17 protein-coding genes and 1 pseudogene are annotated in these 18,697 nt (G+C 69.9%); 11 read left to right on the forward strand and 7 right to left on the reverse strand.

Translation table 11 applies throughout. The annotated features are described in order from the left end of the window. Positions 1-126: 126 nt before the first annotated feature. Positions 127-1,221 (reverse strand): hemin ABC transporter substrate-binding protein, encoded by a 1,095-nt coding sequence (locus tag EDF55_RS15850; RefSeq protein ID WP_123655907.1) that lies wholly within the window; start codon positions 1,219-1,221, stop codon positions 127-129. A 42-nt stretch (positions 1,222-1,263) separates the two neighbouring features. Here EDF55_RS15850 and EDF55_RS15855 point away from each other — a divergent pair, with 42 nt between their 5' ends. After that, positions 1,264-2,334, forward strand: a complete 1,071-nt coding sequence (locus tag EDF55_RS15855) for an iron ABC transporter permease (protein ID WP_123655908.1) — start codon at positions 1,264-1,266, stop codon at positions 2,332-2,334. Next, on the forward strand, positions 2,331-3,128 hold the full coding sequence (locus tag EDF55_RS15860) for a heme ABC transporter ATP-binding protein (protein WP_123655909.1): 798 nt from the start codon (positions 2,331-2,333) through the stop codon (positions 3,126-3,128). The genes EDF55_RS15855 and EDF55_RS15860 overlap by 4 nt, the downstream gene beginning before the upstream one ends. 63 nt (positions 3,129-3,191) lie before the next feature. Here the strand turns inward: EDF55_RS15860 and EDF55_RS15865 are convergent, their stop codons facing one another. Next, positions 3,192-3,812 carry a DUF402 domain-containing protein gene (locus EDF55_RS15865; RefSeq protein WP_123655910.1) on the reverse strand — a complete coding sequence of 207 codons (621 nt, stop codon included), beginning with the start codon at positions 3,810-3,812 and terminating at the stop codon, positions 3,192-3,194. A 35-nt stretch (positions 3,813-3,847) separates the two neighbouring features. Continuing rightward, positions 3,848-4,465, reverse strand: a complete 618-nt coding sequence (locus EDF55_RS15870; protein ID WP_123655911.1) for a DinB family protein — start codon at positions 4,463-4,465, stop codon at positions 3,848-3,850. Between the two features lie 48 nt (positions 4,466-4,513). Between EDF55_RS15870 and EDF55_RS15875 the strand changes: the two genes are divergently transcribed. Continuing rightward, positions 4,514-5,977 carry a serine hydrolase gene (locus tag EDF55_RS15875; protein ID WP_185017458.1) on the forward strand — a complete coding sequence of 488 codons (1,464 nt, stop codon included), beginning with the start codon at positions 4,514-4,516 and terminating at the stop codon, positions 5,975-5,977. Positions 5,978-6,036: 59 nt separating this feature from the next. Next, on the forward strand, positions 6,037-6,900 hold the full coding sequence (locus EDF55_RS15880) for an SMP-30/gluconolactonase/LRE family protein (RefSeq protein ID WP_185017460.1): 864 nt from the start codon (positions 6,037-6,039) through the stop codon (positions 6,898-6,900). Positions 6,901-6,954: 54 nt separating this feature from the next. Here the strand turns inward: EDF55_RS15880 and EDF55_RS15885 are convergent, their stop codons facing one another. Further along, on the reverse strand, positions 6,955-7,542 hold the full coding sequence (locus tag EDF55_RS15885) for an MOSC domain-containing protein (RefSeq protein WP_123656024.1): 588 nt from the start codon (positions 7,540-7,542) through the stop codon (positions 6,955-6,957). A gap of 221 nt (positions 7,543-7,763) precedes the next feature. Between EDF55_RS15885 and EDF55_RS15890 the strand changes: the two genes are divergently transcribed. The 4 genes from EDF55_RS15890 to EDF55_RS15905 are packed head-to-tail and all read left to right on the forward strand — an operon-like array spanning position 7,764 to position 12,488. After that, on the forward strand, positions 7,764-9,239 hold the full coding sequence (locus tag EDF55_RS15890) for a DUF6421 family protein (protein WP_123655914.1): 1,476 nt from the start codon (positions 7,764-7,766) through the stop codon (positions 9,237-9,239). Next, a complete protein-coding gene (locus EDF55_RS15895) occupies positions 9,236-9,925 on the forward strand; it encodes an SDR family NAD(P)-dependent oxidoreductase (RefSeq protein ID WP_123655915.1) in 690 nt (229 codons plus the stop codon). Before EDF55_RS15890 ends, EDF55_RS15895 begins: the two co-directional genes overlap by 4 nt. A 4-nt stretch (positions 9,926-9,929) precedes the next feature. Continuing rightward, positions 9,930-11,003, forward strand: coding sequence for a low specificity L-threonine aldolase (locus EDF55_RS15900; protein WP_123655916.1), 1,074 nt, complete (start codon positions 9,930-9,932; stop codon positions 11,001-11,003). A gap of 18 nt (positions 11,004-11,021) precedes the next feature. Next, positions 11,022-12,488, forward strand: a complete 1,467-nt coding sequence (locus EDF55_RS15905) for an SDR family NAD(P)-dependent oxidoreductase (RefSeq protein ID WP_123655917.1) — start codon at positions 11,022-11,024, stop codon at positions 12,486-12,488. A gap of 46 nt (positions 12,489-12,534) precedes the next feature. Here the strand turns inward: EDF55_RS15905 and EDF55_RS15910 are convergent, their stop codons facing one another. After that, complete coding sequence (locus EDF55_RS15910; RefSeq protein ID WP_123655918.1) at positions 12,535-13,476, reverse strand: LysR family transcriptional regulator; 942 nt, start codon at positions 13,474-13,476, stop codon at positions 12,535-12,537. A 120-nt stretch (positions 13,477-13,596) separates the two neighbouring features. On the opposite strand from EDF55_RS15910, the gene EDF55_RS15915 reads away from it, so the two are divergent. Then, positions 13,597-14,580 carry a putative oxygenase MesX gene (locus tag EDF55_RS15915; RefSeq protein WP_123655919.1) on the forward strand — a complete coding sequence of 328 codons (984 nt, stop codon included), beginning with the start codon at positions 13,597-13,599 and terminating at the stop codon, positions 14,578-14,580. Between the two features lie 32 nt (positions 14,581-14,612). Next, entirely contained in the window at positions 14,613-15,662 is a 1,050-nt protein-coding gene (locus EDF55_RS15920; RefSeq protein WP_123655920.1) for a methionine synthase, read from the forward strand. Positions 15,663-16,092: 430 nt separating this feature from the next. On the opposite strand, the pseudogene EDF55_RS19250 reads toward EDF55_RS15920, so the two are convergent. Beyond that, positions 16,093-16,389 (reverse strand): annotated as a pseudogene (locus EDF55_RS19250) (serine hydrolase); the annotation flags it as partial. A gap of 656 nt (positions 16,390-17,045) precedes the next feature. Between EDF55_RS19250 and EDF55_RS15930 the strand changes: the two are divergent. After that, positions 17,046-18,095 carry an IS110 family transposase gene (locus tag EDF55_RS15930; protein WP_123655922.1) on the forward strand — a complete coding sequence of 350 codons (1,050 nt, stop codon included), beginning with the start codon at positions 17,046-17,048 and terminating at the stop codon, positions 18,093-18,095. A gap of 238 nt (positions 18,096-18,333) precedes the next feature. Here EDF55_RS15930 and EDF55_RS15940 read toward each other — a convergent pair whose 3' ends face one another. Next, entirely contained in the window at positions 18,334-18,639 is a 306-nt protein-coding gene (locus EDF55_RS15940) for a hypothetical protein (protein WP_123655924.1), read from the reverse strand. Positions 18,640-18,697 lie beyond the last annotated feature (58 nt).

Below are 18,697 nucleotides of genomic sequence, written 5' to 3' on the forward strand. Positions count from 1 at the left end.
GGTGCAGCCGGGGCGGCCCGGCAGAGCCGGACCTGTCGGAGCTGACAGTATTAGGTTCACCTAACCAAGGCAAGCCTTACCTTAGTCCGGCGGGGCGGACGCCAGGATTCGAGAGCGGGAACCGCGTCACGGGGCGTACACCGCACGGGCCAGCGCGTCGAGCACCGCCGGCGTGCGCGGACCGAAGCTCAGGATCTGCCCGTCGGCCATGTCGACGAACCGTCGGTGCTCCCCGGCCGGGGTGAGCCCGACCGCGGGCTTCGCCTCGAGCAGCCCGTCCACACCCCCGACGGACTCCAGCCCGCCGGTCATCACGAGGTACACGTCCGCGTCTGCGGCGACGAGGGCCTCGTCCGTCATCGGGCGGGCACCGTCCCAGCCGATCTCCGCCGCGACGTCGACGCCGCCGAGGGCCGTCGCGAGCGCGTCCGCGCCGGTGCCCTCGCCGAGCAGGTAGTAGACGCCGCTCGTCCCGCGCAGGTACAGGAAGGCGATCCGGAGCGGCCGGCTCGATGCCCGATCGGCGAGTGCCGCGACGTCGTGCCCCGTCGCGGCGATCCGCTCCGCCAGCTCCGTGGCCAGTGACGCACCCGCCGCGGGCACCCCGAGGGCGGCAGCGGCCTGTCGTGCGAGCTCCGCGGCACCGTCGGGGCTCGGCTCGTTCTCGACGTAGACCACGGTGACGCCGGACTGCCGGAGCTGCTCGACGACGTCGGTCGGGCCGATGGTGCCGTCCGTCAGCACGACGTCCGGTTCGAGCGACAGCACGGCCTCGGCGTTGATCGAGTGCCCGTCCTGCGTGACGACGGGGAGCTCCCGGACACTCGAGAAGGTGCTCGACACGTCACGCCCGACCAGGTGGTCGCCGAGGCCGAGCCCCACGACCGTGGCGGCGAGCGACCCGGACACGTCGAGCGCGAGCACTCGGTCGGTGTGCGTCACGGTCTGCTCCGAGTCGCCGCCGAGGTCGTGCGACGTCACGGTCGCCGGCAGCTGCGCGCCCCCGGGTTCGACGAGTGGTTCGACGTCGTCGCGCTCGAGCCGTGCGGTGCTCGGTCCGATCAGGTCGACGGCGTCGGTCCCCGGCCGGAGCGCGGAGATCGGCTGCTCGGCCGCGGCGGAGCCCGAGGCCACCGAAGTGACCTCCCCACCACCAGAGCACCCGACCAGGGCGGCGACGAGGACGATCGGGAGTGCGACGACGAACGGACTTCTCCTCATGTGAGGTAAGGCTAGCCTTAGTTGGCGCTACACTGCGAACCGATGCTGCAGCGAACCGCCTCCGTCCCACGCACACGCGTCCGACCCGGTCGGATCACGCTCGCGACCCTCGTGCTCGTCGCCCTGCTCGCTGTCTCGGCCGTCCTGGCAGCAGCCGTCGGGCAGTACCCGATCCCCGCCGGCGAGGTCGTACCGGGGATCCTGCGCACCCTGCACCTCGCACCGGCTGACCCCGCGCACCTGCTCGCCGATCGCGTCCTCACCGGCGTCCGTCTCCCCCGGGTGGCGCTCGCCGTCCTGGTCGGCGCCGCACTCGCGGCCGCTGGCACGCTCATGCAGGCGGTGTTCGCGAACCCCCTCGCCGACCCCTCCGTCGTCGGTGTGTCCTCCGGCGCCGCGCTCGGTGCCTCGTTCGGTGTCGTCTCCGGCGTCGCGACCGTCGGTACCTGGACCACCCCGGCGCTGGCGTTCTGCACCGGTCTCGCCACGACGCTCGCGGTGTACCTGCTCTCCCGCTCCGGCGGCCGGACCGAGGTCGTCACGCTCGTCCTGACCGGCATCGCGGTGAACGCGTTCGCGGGAGCGGGGATCGCGCTCATGACCTTCCTCGCCGACCAGCAGGCCCGCGAGCAGATCGTCTTCTGGCAGCTCGGCAGTGTCAACGGCGCGCTCTGGTCCGAGGTGCTCGTCGCCCTGCCCGTGATCGCGATCGGTCTCGCCGGGTCCGTCACGCTCACCCGCTCGCTCGACCTCCTCGCACTCGGCGAGCGCCCGGCGCGACACCTCGGCGTCGACGTCGAGCGGCTGCGGGTCGTCGCCATCGTGCTCGTCGCGCTGCTCGTCGGCATCGGCGTGGCGTTCACGGGCATCGTCGCCTTCGTCGGGCTGGTCGTGCCGCACCTCATGCGGATGCTGATCGGTCCGGCGCACGGTCCCCTGCTGCTGACGAGCACCCTCGGCGGCGGCGCACTCGTGCTCGTGGCCGACACCGTCGCGCGCTCGCTCGTCCCGAACGCGGACCTGCCGCTCGGCCTGCTCACCTCGCTCGTCGGCGGGCCGTTCTTCTTCTGGCTGCTCAGGCGGACCCGCCGCCGGTCCGGGGGCTGGGCATGACCCCGGCCGGATCGACGATCGAAGTCGACGCGGTCACCGTCCAGCTCGGCGGACGAATCGTCCTCGGCGGGGTGTCGCTGCGGGTCGAGCCCGGTGAGCTCGTCGCGGTGATCGGACCGAACGGCGCGGGCAAGTCGACCCTGCTCGCGGCACTGTCCGGGGACGTCCCCCTGCAGGCCGGATCCGTCCGGCTCGGCGGCCTGGACGTCGCGTCGAGCCGTCCTCGCGACCTCGCCAGGCTCCGTGCCGTGATGCCCCAGGACCACACGATCGCGTTCCCCTTCCCGGCGGCGGACGTCGTCAGGATGGCCAGGGCACCGTGGGCGCGCACCCCGCACGAGGACGAGGACGACGACGCCGTCACCGCAGCACTCGCCGCAGCGGGGGTGACGCACCTCGCCGACCGCCCGATGCCGTCCCTGTCCGGCGGCGAACGGGCGCGGGTCACGTTCGCGCGGGCACTCGCGCAGCGCACCGGCACGCTCCTGCTCGACGAGCCGACGGCATCACTCGACATCGGACACCAGGAGGACGTGCTCACCGAGTCACGGCGCCTCGCCGACGACGGATGGACCGTCGTCGTCGTGCTGCACGACCTGACGCTCGCGGCCGCCTACGCGGACCGGATCGCACTGCTCGCCGACGGGCAACTCGTCGCCGTCGGCGAGCCCGACGAGGTCCTGACCGCGGACCGGGTCTCAGCGGTCTACGCACACCCGGTCGTCGTCGTCGCCGACCCGCTGACCGGAGCGGTCCTCGTCGTCCCGGACCGCCGTGGGCGCGTGCGCCGCTGACGGGAGGCCCGGTGTCAGCTGGCACCGGGCCTCCCGTCCGTCATGTGCCCACCGTGCACCCACTCAAGGGTCCGGGGTGTCCCATCCCGTCGGCAACGTCAGCGCTCGGCCGGCCTCGGACGACGGCCTGCGGTCTTCCCAGTGGCCGACGGAGTCGATGAACCGCCGCGGGTCAGCGGCGATCCGCTCCCCCGTCCGGCGGGCCGCCGCGAGGTCCTGCTCGCGGAGGTACTCGGTCCCGACAGCCGCTGCGGCCTCGTCCTCGTCCTTCCAGGTGACCTCGAAGTCCGGTGCGATCAGCAGGTCGAGGTGCCAGTCGACCGCGACGACACCGTGCTGGTCCACCCGCTTCTCGGATTCGAGGTTCACGTACCAGCCGGTGAACACCCCGTCGGCATCCCAGAAGTGCAGGACCTGCCAACGCTCGCGGTACGGGATCACCCGGAGCACGCTGCCGCCGCTCCACGTCCGACGGCCCGTCCCGAGCGCTTGCCGGAACCGGGCCTCCAGCGGGACCGTCCGGGGGTCGGCACCGTCGGACGTCGCCCAGTAGGCGATCTCCGACCCGACCGGCAACCACCCCACCAGCCGTTCGGGCGTGGACTCGACGAGTCGGATCGGGAAGGCCGCTTGCAGCCGTCCGTCCGGGTAGCGGTACCGCAGGAGTGTCGTGCCCAGGTCCATGGACGCGAGCCTAGGAGGTCAGATCCCCGTGCTGGTCAGCGCGCGCGGTGTGCGTAGAGGTCCCGGAGCAGCGCGATCTCGGCGCCGTGGTGCAGGATCTCCTGGTTCTCCCACCACACCATGGACGGGAGCGTCTCCTCGGCGTCGCTGCCGTACGGGTAGCTGCTCAGACCGGTCCGGTCGTGGTCGGACTCGTCGACCGACAGCAGCGCCCGACGCCAGGCGGCTGCGGCCTCGCGGAACTGCTCGATGGCTCCGGCAGCGTCCCCTCGTGACTCCCAGCGCGTGCGGTCGAACGTCCGGTCGCCCCCGAGGTGGCTCGCACGGCCGGCCAGGGTCTCGGAGAGGTGGTCGAGCCGCCAGGCGATCGTCGTGATCGGCGGCGGCCACGGGCTCTCGGGGGCACCGTCGCGTCCCCACTCCCCGGCGCCGATGAGCTTCACCGCACCCGGACCGGGACCGTCGGTGCGCCTGCGTACCGACCAGCACGCTTCCACCGGCTCCCAGCGGTACTCGTCGTCCGTCAGCGGCGGCACCTCGACCTCGCGGCCGTCACCCGAGTCGCTCGACGGCCCCGCCAGGCGCGTGAGGAGTCGCTCCGTCGCGAAGTCGTACTGTTCGAGCAGCGGCTCGAGACGCTGGTTCGTGGCCATGGCGTGGAGCCTACGGGTCCGCTCGCCCGGCAGGGCATGCTGGACGGCATGACGACCACGACGGAACTGCGAGCGCGCATCCAGGACGACCTGACCCGCCTCGGTGAGCAGCACGGCGTCCCCGGCGCGGCGGTGGCGTTCTCGCTGGGGACCGACGTGGTCGAGGCGACCCACGGGGTCCTCAACACCCGGACGGGCACCGCGGTCACCCCTGACTCGCTCTTCCAGATCCAGTCGATCACGAAGGTGTTCACGGCGACGCTCGTCATGCAGCTCGTCGACGACGGGCTCGTCGAGCTCGACGAACCCGTCCGCTCGTTCCTGCCGGAGTTCCGGACCGCCGACGAGGCAGCCAGCGCGAAGATCACCGTCCGGCACCTCCTGACCCACACCGGGGGCTTCGAGGGAGACCTCTGGCAGCCCACCACCTCGGGCCCCGACGCGCTCGACCGGTTCGTCCGCGACCTCGTGAGCCAGGCCGCGCAGCACAGCGCGCCGGGCGAGCGGTGGTCGTACTGCAACGCGGGCTACGGCACCCTCGGACGGCTGGTCGAGACCACGCGCGGGCTGCCGTACGAGCAGGCACTCCGGCGGTACCTGCTCGAGCCGCTGGGCATCGAGGAGGTGGCGTTCTCCGCGAGCCAGGCCCTGGCGTACAGCACCGCGATCGGCCACGTCCACCGGACGGACACCGGTCCGGACACCGTCTCGGACGCCGTCTCGGACACCGGCCCGGACACGGTCTCGCACGCCGACGAGCTCGGCCCGTCCCGGGAGTGGGCCCTCATGCCGCCGTCGAACCCGGCCGCCGGCAACCAGCTCGCCATGTCCGCGCGGGGTCTCCTCGCCCTGGGGCAGCTCTTCCTGTCCCACGGGGTGGCCCCGACCGGTCAGCAGCTGCTCTCGGAGACCTCGGCAGCGATGATGCTCCGTCCCGAGGTGCCGCTCCGGGGTGTCGGCTCCGTGCCGTCGTACCAGTCGCTGGGCTGGGCCCTGCTCCGGCCGGGCATCGCCGAGCACGGCGGCGGAGCCCCCGGTGTGGCCACCCAGTTGGCCATCGCACCCGACCGGTCGGTGGCCGCCGCCGTCGTCACCAACGCGGACGTCGGCGGGCGGCTCGCGCGTGACCTGCTGGACCCGTTGTTCGCCGAGTTCGCCGACATCGCTCCGGCAACGACAGCGCCCGTGCCGAGCCCCGCACTCCGCGTCGCCGACGCGACGCCGTACACCGGTCGCTACGCCACCAGGCAGACCGAGTCCGAGGTCACCCACGATGCAGACGGACGGCTCTGGCTCGCCGAGGAACCGGTGCGCGAGGGCGCTGCCATGTACCGCACGGCCGGAGCATCGCCGACTGCCACGAGGAACGAGCTCCGCCCGATCGAGCGGGACACCTTCGGGATCATCGGCGCCGACGGCGCGCTCAGCGGCACGGTCGACTTCGTCGACCCCGACCGCCACGGCCGGTTCCGGCTCCTCGCCAAGGGTCGGGTGGCCGAGCGGCGGTCCTGAACGCGGCCCGGCACCGCATCCGGACAGGAGGCTCGGGTCGCGCCTGGCAGGCTGGTCCGGTGCACACCACTCTGGACTCCACGACCGACGTCGTCACCGACATCCGCTTCCCCGAGGGGAACCGCTGGCACGACGGTCGGCTCTGGTACTCGGACATGCACACCGGCGAGGTCTTCTCGATCGATCCGGCATCGGACGCCGGCCCGCGTCTCGAGACCACGGTCGACGGGCAGTCCTCGGGGCTCGGGTGGCTCGCCGACGGTCGCCTGATCGTCAGCTCGATGGAGTCGCGCACCGTCGTGGCGGTCGCAGCTGACGGAGCCACGTCGGTGTTCGCCGACCTGTCCGGGGTCGAGTCGTCGCTCCTCAACGACCTGGTCGTCGACACCGTGACCGGACGGACCTACATCGGCGCCTTCGGCTACGACCTGTACGGCGGCGAGGAGCTCCGCCCCGGACCGCTCTACGTCATCGACCAGGACGGCTCCTCCCGCCTCGCCGCCGAGGGCCTGGTGTTCCCGAACAGCGCGAACGTGCTCCCCGGCACACGGACCCTGGTCGTCAGCGAGACCCGGGGTGGCCGCCTGACCGCGTTCGACATCGCAGCCGATGGGTCGCTGTCCGGGCGGCGGGAGTGGGCGGCGCTGCCGGACGGCGTGACGCCCGACGGCAGCACCGTCGACAGCGCGGGCGCGATCTGGGTCTGCTCCGTCGACACCGGCGAGTTCCTCCGCGTCGTCGAGGGCGGGAAGGCCACGGACCGCATCGACGCTCCGGGGCGGTGCGCGATCGACTGCGCGCTCGGCGGCCCGGACGGCCGGACGCTCTACCTGGCGACGGCGGACAGCTACGACCCGGGAACGACGGCACAGACCCGAGCCGGGCGCATCAGCGCCGTGCGGGTGGCGGTCCCCGGCGCCTGACCCTGGCGCGAGGCGCCGCGCCAGCGCGAACGCCGGCGCGAACGCCGGCGGGGGCTAGACCGGGGCCAACGGCGTCCGCTCGCCGACCGGCAGCTCGACCCGCACGGTGTCGCCCGCGCACACCGTGCCGCCGGCGACCACGACCGCCATCACCCCGCCCTTGCGCTCGACCGCCCCGTCCTCCGCGCGGCCGAGGACCGCGCGCAGCAGCCCGGGCTCGAACCCGTTGATCTGCTGGCACGGGTTCCGCAGCCCCGTGACACGCACGCACGCTTCGGCTCCGATGTGCAGCAAGGCCCCGGTCGGCAGGCCGAGCAGGTCGATGCCGCGCGTCGTGACGTTCTCGCCCATCTGCCCCGGCGCGACCTCGAACCCGGCGGCGGCCACCTCGTCGAACAGCTCGGCGTGCAGCAGGTGCACCTGCCGCAGGTTCGGTTGCGACGGGTCACGCGCGACTCGGGACCGGTGCTGCACGGTCGTCCCGGCGTGCGCGTCGCCGTCGATGCCCCACCCCGCGATGAGGACGACGTGGTCGACCACCGGCTTGCTGAACCGGTGGGTGCCGTCCTTGCTCACCGCGACGACGCTGGGCTGGTCCGCTGATTCCGTGTTCACGACACCAGCGTCGCCGATCGGCCGCATCAGGACCAGCATGCGCACGGACACGCGTCGTACGGATCGCGCCAACCGACCCGCAATCGGCGAATCGTTGCGCAAGCCATTCGACAAGCCGCGCGACGATACCGAATGCGCACGAATCCACCGGGGATGGGCAACATTCCGTCCGTCGCTTTTCCCTAGGCTCGTGACGAGCACGATCCCCGCCGCACCGCAGCGGCCGACCCGATGACGGGAGGTTCGACATGTCGCAGTTCGTCCAGAGGTTCACGCAGGACGCCATCGTCGGAGAGCCCGAGGTCGTCGAGGACCGCCTGGACGTGCGCGATGTCGCCGAACTCCCCGCGTGGCGGCGTCTGAAGGACGCCGTCGAGTCGTTCCGTGCGTTGCAGACGGAGAACGGCTCGATACCGGACCGATCGGCCCACCCGGCCGCGTCCCGACACCTGGCCACGATCCTCCCGGCCGTTGCCGAACTGGCACCGCACTTTCCGCACGATGCGGCGTACCTCGCTGCGTTGCATCGCGATTTCACGCAGTGGGAAGCGCAGGGATTCGGTGTTCCCGACTTCCTCGATTCGCTGAACGCCTTCCAGCCGCAACAGCACCGTGTCGACGGACTCGGCCACCTCGTGGTGTTCCCGATGGTCACGCAGAACGGCAGTTCCTCGCGCCTGGTCGAGGCCGTCCTGGTCGAGGTCATCTGGCCGGAGTTCATCGCGGAACTCGAAGCCGGCGACTACGGCAACACGCTGTTCGTCGCACTGCGCTTCGTCGATTTCACCCCGGGCTACGACACGAACTCCGCGGTGCTGTTCCCCGAGACCGTCGCGATGCGGGAGATCCCGGCATTCACATGGGGTGCGATCTTCCAGGACCGCGAAGCCGCTCGGTACCGCCGGGTGGTCCGCGCCGCAGCCGAGATCACCAAGCTCGAACTCCCCGACGAAGCCGCGGCGATGCTCGACGATCAAGAACTCACGGAGCGGGTCTTCGTGATGTGGGACATCATCCACGACCGCTCCCACATGCGCGGCGATCTGCCGTTCGACCCGTTCATGATCAAGCAGCGGATGCCGTTCTTCCTCTACTCGCTGGAAGAGCTGCGCTGTGACCTCACCGCATTCCGCGAGTCGGTGCGCCTGGACCGCGAACTGTCGGCGAGACCGGACGAGGAACTGTCGGACGCGGATCGGGCAATTCGGGACCACGCCCGCCTGGTGCAGTACGCCGTCGTCTTCGACCGCATCTTCCGCTTCGCCATCACCGGCAGCCGCGTCCGGAACTACGACGGGCTCGGCGGTCAGCTGCTCTTCGCGTGGATGCACCAGCACGACGTCCTGCACTGGACGGACACGCAACTCACCATCGACTGGGCGGAGGTGCCGGACGTGATCATCGCACTCAGCGACCAGATCAACGAGCTGTACCGACGCTCGATCGACCGGCCGAAATCGGCGCACTGGCTCGCCGCGTACGAGATGCTGACCCGCACGCTCACCCCGCACCCGGCTTCGAGATGGGCCCGTGGCCTCCCGGAGGAAACGCTCGCCGGAATGCCGAAGGGATACACCGACGCGGTGCTGGACGACGAGTTCCCGCTCTCGATGTTCTACGAGGCGCTCAACAAGAAGATGGCTGCGGTCATCGCGTCGACGGCCGGCATCACCGGCATCTCGTCGCCGGACGATTCTGCTCCCGCAGAGGAAGCCGCCGCGTGACCGACGGTGTGGCCGGCCGCCTGGTGCTGATCGCGGGAGCGACCAGTGCCAGCGGCGCGGCGGTCGCGCGGGCACTCACCGCCGCCGGTGCGGCCGTCGTCGCGGTCGGCACCAGATCCGACGCACTGGAGGCCCTGCACGCCTCCGTCCCGGGCGTCACCACCCACACGTGCGACCTCTCGGACCTCGGCGCGGTCACCGCGCTGGCGTCCGCCGTCCACACGCAGGGCCGCCTCGACGGACTGATCCACCTGGTCGGCGGCTGGCGCGGCGGCGGTGGCATCGCCGGCCAGTCCGACGAGGACTGGGACTTCTTCGACCGCGGCTTCCGCACCCTCCGGAACACGACCAGGGTCTTCCACGACGACCTCGTCGCATCCCCGGCCGGGCGGCTCGCGATCGTCTCGTCCACCGCGGTCGACTCCCCGACCGCCGGCGGTGCGAACTACGCCGCCGCGAAGGCCGCAGCCGACGCCTGGGTCCGTGCCGTGGCCCAGGGCTTCCGGAAGGACGCGCCGGAGACCGCTGCTGCCGCGATCTTCGTCGTCCGCGCGCTCGCCGGCCTGGAGGACCAGCTCGGCGACGCGGTGGTCCGGCTCTGGTCGGCCGCGCCAGCCGATGTGAACGGCGCCCGCATCCCCCTCTCCCCGTCGACCGGCCCCCTGTCGACCCGCTCCCTAGGATGAACCAGTGACCCTCCAACTCCACGACCTGGACCTGCGGGGCTTCGCCTCCGACAACTACGCCGGCGTCCACCCCGAGATCCTCGACGCGATCGCCGCGGCCAACCAGGGCCACCAGATCGCATACGGCGAGGACGTCTACACGGCGCGACTCAACGAGGTCATCCACGAACACTTCGGGAGCCAGGCCCAGGCGTTCCCGGTGTTCAACGGCACCGGCGCGAACGTCGTCGGGCTGCAGTCGATGGTGCCGCGATGGGGCGCCGTCGTGTGCACCTCGACCGCGCACATCCACACCGACGAGGCCGGAGCCCCCGAGCGTGTCGGCGGCCTGAAGCTGCTCACCGTCGACGCGCCGGACGGCAAGCTCACGCCCGACCTGATCGACAAGGAGGCGTGGGGTTGGGGCGACGAGCACCGCGCCCAGCCGCTCGTCGTGTCGATCACCCAGACCACCGAGCTCGGCACGGCCTACACCGTGGAGGAGATCCGGGCGATCGCGGACCACATCCACCCGCTCGGCATGACGCTGCACATGGACGGCGCCCGCATCTCGAACGCCGCCGCGACGCTCGGTCTCCCGCTCCGCGACTTCACCACCGACGCCGGCGTCGACGTCCTGAGCTTCGGCGGGACGAAGAACGGCATGCTCTACGGCGAAGCGATCGTCGTGCTGAACCCCGCCGCGTCGGAGGGCCTGCACTACCTCCGCAAGATGAACATGCAGCTCTCGTCGAAGATGCGGTTCGTGTCGGCGCAGCTCATCGCGCTGCTGACCGACGACCTCTACCTCCGCTCCGCTTCGCACGCGAACGCCATGGCGCAGCGGCTCCGCGGCGCGCTCGAGGCCGGGATCGCCGACGGCAGCATCCAGGGCGTCGCGTTCAGCCAGGAGACCCAGGCGAACGGGGTGTTCGCGACGCTGCCCGCCGGGGTGGCCGATCGGCTGCGGGAGCACTTCCGGTTCTACGACTGGGACGCATCGCGGAACGAGGTGCGGTGGATGTGCTCGTTCGACACGTCGGAGCAGGACATCGACGCATTCGTGGCGGCGTTGGCGCGGGAGCTCGTCCCGGCCTGACCCAACGTATGATCTCGTGTGATCTCCGAGCACCCCGTACCCAGTGGCATCGCCGCCGAGGACCTCATCGTCACGCTCCGCGTCCTCGAGCAGATGACCGAGATCGAGGAGACGCACCCCGACTTCGTGCGCGTTCGCCAGGCGACGGCGAAGATGTTCAAGGCCGTGAAGCGTGCACACCGGCTCGAGAAGCGAGCGGTCATCGCCGAGGCCGACCGCCTGGTGATCGCCGCCACCGCGACCGGCGCGGCGGATCGCATCGACGACGAGACCCGCGGCGTCCCGATCAGCAGCTCCACAGCTGCCTCCACCGCCGGCACCCTGCTGAAGTCACGCCCGTGCTACATGTGCAAACAGCACTACACGGTCGTCGACGCGTTCTACCACCAGCTCTGCCCCTCGTGCGCTGCGATGAGCCACGCCAAGCGTGACGCCCGGACCGACCTGACGGGCAAGCGGGCGCTGCTCACCGGCGGTCGCGCGAAGATCGGCATGTACATCGCGCTCCGACTGCTGCGCGACGGCGCCCACACCACCATCACGACGCGCTTTCCCCGGGACGCGGTGCGCCGGTTCACGAGCCTGCCCGACTCCGCGGACTGGATCTCGCGTCTCAAGGTGGTCGGCATCGACCTGCGCGACCCCGCACAGGTCATCGGCCTCGCCGAGGACGTCGCCGCAGCCGGCCCCCTCGACATCCTGATCAACAACGCCACCCAGACCGTGCGCCGGTCCCCCGGCGCGTACCAGCCCCTCGTCGACGCCGAACTCGCGCCGCTCCCCGACGGGTCGCTCCCCGAGCTCGTGACCTTCGGACACACGAACGACCAGCACCCGCAGGCACTCGCCCGCTCGGTCACGGCGCACCCCATCCTCGCCGCCGCCGCCGCACGCGCCGACGAACTCACCGAGCAGGCCATGGCCCCGGGTTCGAGCTCACTCGAACGGCTCGCGATGGGCACCGCGATCGACGCCGGTGGTCTCGTGCCCGACCTGCACGACGTGAACTCCTGGACGCAGCACGTCAACGAGGTCGACCCCCTCGAGATGCTCGAGGTCCAGCTGGCCAACACCACGGCACCGTTCATCCTGATCTCGAAGCTCCGCCCCGCGATGGCGGCGAGCGCCGCGCCCCGCACCTACGTCGTGAACGTGAGCGCCATGGAGGGGGTCTTCGGCCGCGCCTACAAGGGGCCGGGGCACCCCCACACGAACATGGCGAAGGCGGCGGTCAACATGCTCACGCGCACGAGTGCGCAGGAGATGTTCGAGACCGACCGCATCCTGATGACGAGCGTCGACACCGGGTGGATCACCGACGAGCGACCCCACCCGACGAAGGTCCGCCTGGCGGAGGAGGGCTTCCACGCGCCGCTCGACCTCGTCGACGGGGCCGCCCGGGTCTACGACCCGATCGTGCGGGGCGAAGCGGGCGACGACCTGTTCGGCGTCTTCATGAAGGACTACAAGCCCAGCTCGTGGTGAGCAGCGGTCGCGAGCGAGACGCGGTCGCGCCGAAGCAGCGATGTCCTCACCCGAGCGGCTCGACGCCGTACCCGCTGACCACTGCCCGCAGCTCTTCGAGGTACGTCTGCGCCTGCACGGTGAGCGGGACCGAAGCGTGGGCGATCCACCCGATCTCGATGCGCTCGTCGACGTCGAGGGGGATGGCGACGATCTCAGGGTCGAGGTCGTCGCTGATGAGCCCGGTCGAGATCGTGTACCCGCCGAGGCCGATCATGAGGTTGAAGATCGTCGCCCGGTCCGAGACGCGGATCTCCCGCTTGCTGGACATCGTCGACAGGATCTCCTCGGAAAGGTAGAAGGAGTTGTTCGCGCCCTGGTCGAAGGTCAGCCGAGGCAGGTCCGCGAGGTCGGCGAGGGTCGCCCGCTTCCGTGACGCGAGCGGGTTCCGCCGGGCCACGAAGATGTGCGGCTCCGCGACGAACAGCGGTGTGAACACGACCCCGGCGTCCCGCAGCAGCTTCCCGAGGACCTGCCGGTTGAAGTCGTTGCGGTAGAGGATGCCGACCTCGCTCCGCAGCGTGCGCACGTCCTCGATGATGTCCCACGTGCGCGTCTCACGGAGCGAGAACTCGTACTCGTCCGCCGCCGCTCCTTCGACCATCCGGACGAATGCCTCCACCGCGAACGAGTAGTGCTGCGCGGACACCCCGAGCAGACGACGCGACGGCTGCCCTCCGACGTACCGCTGCTCGAGGAGGGAGACCTGCTCGACCACCTGTCGGGCGTACCCGAGGAACTCGACACCGTCGACGGTGAGGACGACACCCCGCGCCGAACGCACGAAGAGCGCCCGGCCGATCCGAGCCTCCAGGTCCTTCATCGCCGCGGACAGCGTCGGCTGCGCGACGTAGAGGAGATCGGCTGCCGCGCTGATCGAGCCCTCCGTCGCGACCTCGATGAAGTAGCGGAGCTGCTGCAGGGTGATGTCGTTCGAGACACGGGCCATAGGCGGAGGCTATACCAACGCATAGCGTCTGGGGATTACCCGATGGCCCCTGATTCCCGGCATCATCGAGGTACCCCCTTCCCCAGTGCTCACGGGCGCTCGACGTACGGATTGCCGACCATGGCGAACGACCTCACCTTCAGCATCACCAGGACCCGCTTCGACGAGGACTACTCGCCCGCGGACAGCTCCCGGCTGACCACGAACTTCGCCAACCTGGCGCGCGGCGAGCACCGTCAGCAGAACCTCCGCAGCGCGCTCGCCATGATCGACCGTCGCTGCAACGACCTGGCGGTCGGCGACCCTTCCGGGGACCGGTACCGCACCGAGCTCGACATCGTCTCGGTCACGGCGCACTTCGTCGACGGAAGCGAGGACGGGGAGTTCCCCCTGCTCGAGATGCTCGACGTCGCGATCCTCGACCAACACACCGGGGAACGCCACCAGGGCATCCTGGGCAACAACTTCTCGTCGTACCTGCGCGACTACGACTTCGCGGTCCTGCTGCCGTCGCTCGACAAGAGCGCCGGCCTCCCTTCCGACTTCGGGCACCTGCACGGGCAGCTCTTCCAGCGCTTCCTGGAGTCGGACGCCTTCCGCTCGAACTTCGACCTGGAGCCCGTCGTCTGCATCAGCGTCTCGACGAGCCAGACCTACCGGCAGTCCGAGTACGTCCACCCGGTCCTCGGCGCCGAGTACCTGCACGAGCACTCCTCGCTCACCGACGACTACTTCGGTCGGATGGGGATGCAGGTGCGCTACTTCATGCCTGCCGGCGGGAAGGCGCCGCTGGCGTTCTACACGCGCGGCGACCTGGTCAGCGACTACTCGGACCTGGCGCTCATCGGCACGATCAGCACCATGGAGACGTTCCAGCGGATCTACCGGCCGGAGATCTACAACGCGAACACGGCCGCGCCGAGCACCTATCGCCCGAGCCTTGCGCACACGGACTACTCCACGCCCGATGTCTCCTACGACCGCGAGGAACGGAGCCGCCTCGCCGTCACGCAGGGCCGGTACACCGAGGAGCACCTCGTGAAGCCGCACCGGGCACTCCTCGAGCGGTGGGCCGCCGCCGGCGCCGCCGTCCCTTCGCTCTGACCGACACCCCACTCGACAGGAATCCCATCCGCATGAGCACTCTCCTGCCCACTTCGATCGTCGGCAGCCTGCCGAAACCGTCCTGGCTCGCCGAGCCCGAGAAGCTCTGGTCCCCCTGGCAGCTGGAGGGCGCAGCGCTCACCGAGGGCAAGCAGGACGCACTCCGGGCGGCCGTCCACGAGCAGGAGCGGCACGGCATCGACATCGTCAGCGACGGCGAGCAGACCCGCCAGCACTTCGTCACGACGTTCATCGAGCACCTGGACGGCGTCGACCTCGAGCGCAAGGAGACCGTCCGGATCCGTGACCGGTACGACGCGGCCGTCCCCACCGTCGTCGGTGCCGTGAGCCGCCGGGCGCCGGTGTTCGTCGAGGACGCTGCGTTCCTGCGAGCCCAGACCGACCGTCCGATCAAGTGGGCGCTCCCCGGCCCGATGACGATGATCGACACCCTCTCCGACCAGCACTACAAGAGCCGGGAGAAGCTGGCGTGGGAGTTCGCCACGATCCTGAACCAGGAGGCGCGCGAACTCGAAGCCGCCGGCGTCGACATCATCCAGTTCGACGAGCCCGCGTTCACCGTCTTCCACGACGAGGTGCAGGACTGGGGCGTGGCCGCGCTCGAGCGCGCGGCGGAGGGCCTCCGTGCGCAGACCGCCGTGCACATCTGTTACGGCTACGGCATCGAGGCGAACAACAACTGGAAGGCGACGCTCGGGGCGGAGTGGCGCCAGTACGAGCAGTCGTTCCCGCTGCTGCAGCAGTCATCGATCGACATCGTCTCGCTCGAGTGCATCCACTCCCACGTGCCGCTCGAGCTCGTCGAGCTCATCCGCGGGAAGAAGGTCATGCTCGGGGCGATCGACGTCGCGACCGAGACCGTGGAGACGCCCGAGGAGGTCGCCGAGGTGCTGCGTCGGGCCCTCGAGTTCGTCGACGCGGACAAGCTCATCCCCAGCTCCAACTGCGGCATGGCTCCGCTGGCGCGGGGTGCTGCGCTGGACAAGCTCGGCGCGCTGTCCGCCGGGGCGGACATCGTGCGGGCAGAGCTCGTCGGCGCCGCAGTCCCGTCGGCACACTGACCACTGCGAGACACCACGGCGGCTCTCTTCCGGAAGGAGTAGAGCCGCCGTTCGCGTTGCGTCCGCCCCGTGCGCGGCTCTCGATCCGGCCTGGAGGCGCGGCTTCTGTCCGGCCGACAGGTCGCGTTGGTACTGGTGTCACCTCCCACCGCCCCGCTCGTGCCGCACGTCCTGCTGGATGAGCGCCGTGGCGATCTTGTCTGTCGCGTGCGACGCCTTCGCGCGCGCGTGGACCGCGGTGGTGACTCCTGCCGCGTTGGCGATGACTGCGCCTGCTGTCCTCACCTCGCCGTTGATCCAGACCGATGCCCCTTCCCGCTGCCAGCTCACCGTGCGGGAGTGCCCAGCGCCGGGCTCGAGCGCCCAGTCGGCGTAGCGGCAAAGATCGGCACGGGTCGGCGAACAGGCGGTTGCGCATCATTGCCGGAAGCCGAGGCAATCCCGAGGTGTGGTGGATGAGATCACCAACAGTCATCTCGGCATCGGGGACGCTGGGGAGGTAGTGCGCGACCGGCCGCTCGATCTCGACTGTGAGCCAGGCCGTCGTCCCCACGAGTCCCTTCATGATGCTCCCCCACTCGAGCATCGAAGCGGTGGCGTACGGCCCGCGGGGCTCGCGGACAGTTCGCCAGCCGTGGGCCGTACGAAAACCTGCGCGCCAGAGCCCGGAGCTATCAAGCGGACTCCGCACTGCGCCCCTCCCTCTGCGAACGGGCCAGAACCCCACCCTCGAAGCACCGCGTGTTGTTTGACATACTCATGTATCGATCCGGTGCAGGCTGGATGACCACCGGTCGTCTCTGCCCCTCTGGCCCGAGTCGGGAAGGACAATCCTCATGCGTGCAGCTCACTGTCGAGCAGCGGGAGGGGCTCGTTCGGTCTGGCGAAGCGGCCAGAGTGCGTTCCGGCCAACCCATCGGAGAGCCCGGTGCACCACCTGAATTCGTCGCCGCTGTTGGCGAGGTGTACCGACTATGGGACCGCGACTGGCATTCGGTGCCATCCCGGTGATGGCGAGACGGTTGAAGCTGCCCTCGGTTTGCACCATCCTCACGGCGCCGCGGTCAGCAAGTGTTCCAAGAGATGACCGCTGAACGATCGGCTATCTCTAATGGTTCTTGGTCGGCCTGGGGTCGGCTGACAGGCTGGCACCGGTCCCGGCTCGTGGTGTGACTCTTCGGCTATCTGCCCGTCGTTATGACGTGGCATTGTCTCGACTCGTCCGCTGCGGGAGACGGGGCTGGTGCCGGCCCGTCCGCTGCGATGGCTTGATAGAAGGTCGTCCAACCAGTCACCTGGTTGTGACTCGTTAGAGATCCGCCCCGCAACGACTCTCCCCGGGCCAGGCACCAACACGGTTCCCGTCTTGGAAGGAGTCCCGCAATGCCCATCGTCGCAGACGAGTACACGCACGTCATCGGCGTCGACACGCACGCCAAAACACACACCTACGTCATCCTCGACACCCGCACCGGCGGCATCAACGACACCGCGACGTTCCCGACAAATCCGGCTGGCCTTGCTCGCGCCCTGGCCTGGCTCGATCGTCGAACATCCGCCGGGCGGCTCGCGGCCGTCGAAGGGACCAGCTCCTACGGAGCATCCCTGACCGAAGCGCTGCGGCAAGCCGCTATCCCCGTAGTCGAAGCGCAACCACCACGACGAGCCGACCGTGGATCTCGCGGGAAGTCCGACACCATCGACGCCGAAGCTGCAGCTCGTGCCGTGCTGCGCACTGACACCGCACTGCTGTCCTGGCCCAGGACCGGCAAGATCCGGTCGGCGCTGCGCGTGTTGCTGGCTGCCCGGAGATCGATGGACGGTCAACGCACCGCGAGCCGCAACGCGCTCACCGCGCTGCTCCGCACCATCGACCTCGGCATCGACGCTCGGCGTCCGCTGACGGACACGCAGATCACCGTGATCGCAGCATGGCGGCAGCACCCCAGCGACGACATCGACAAGGTCATCGCTCGCGGCGAAGCGGTTCGCCTAGCCCGCGACGTCATTGACCTGACCGGCAAGCTCAACGCGAATTACAACGCACTCGAGCAATACGTCTCCGCACTCGCGCCTACGGTGATGGACATCGCTGGAGTCGGGCCGGTCTCAGCGGCTGTATTCCTCACCGCGTACTCACATGTCGGCCGAGTCCGCAGCGAGGCTGCGTTCGCGTCCCTCGCAGGCGCGGCCCCGATCCCCGCTTCGAGCGGCAACACCAACAGGAACCGACTGAATCGGCACGGCGACCGACGGCTCAACTCCGCGCTCGAGACGGTCGCCCGTGTCCGGCTCTCCTACGACCCGAACACTCGCGCCTACAAGCAACGCCGCCTCGCCGAAGGGAAGACCACGAGAGAAATCAAGCGCATGCTCAAGCGCTACATCGCCCGACAGATCTACCGCCACCTCACCGCCACCATGACCGCCTGACGCACACCGGCGAGGTTTCAGCTCGGTCGCAGGAACACTGAGATCAGCAACACGGCGATACCGATCCAGATCAGGCCGATTGCAGGCCCTTTGAGGAGATCCGCTTGGAAACGGCCGTCCTCGTCACGGCTACGACTGACAGCATTCAGCAGGTCCGCAAGGACGCCTGGCCGAATGAACAAAAGAACCCCAACCGCGATCGCTGCCGGGCCGAGAATGAGACCCGGTACCCACATCGTCACTCCTTGTCGCGTGGACGAAGCCCCACGGGCGCGTCGCTGTGAGCGCGCTCGACATCTTCTCCGCCTTGGCGGTATCGCCTACGCGCGAGCTGCTGGCGGAGCTTGTAGATGAAGGTTGCTTCGAGGAAACCGGCCAGGGCCAGCGCAGCGATCGCGAAGAGCACGTTGGCCGGGGCTTGCGCCTGATTGAAAACGATGATCGGCAAACCGACCACGAAGGCCGCGCCCACGAAGACATTGATCCACGCGCCCACGAGACCGCCCGGCGCGTCAGGCACTCCATCCATCCATCGATCCGGCACCAGCCAGACGCTACTCCCTGTGTCCCCGCCGGCAGGGGCACAGCCCCGCTGAGGGTTG

The sequence above is a fragment of the Curtobacterium sp. ZW137 genome, assembly GCF_003762905.1.
GTDB lineage: Bacteria > Actinomycetota > Actinomycetes > Actinomycetales > Microbacteriaceae > Curtobacterium.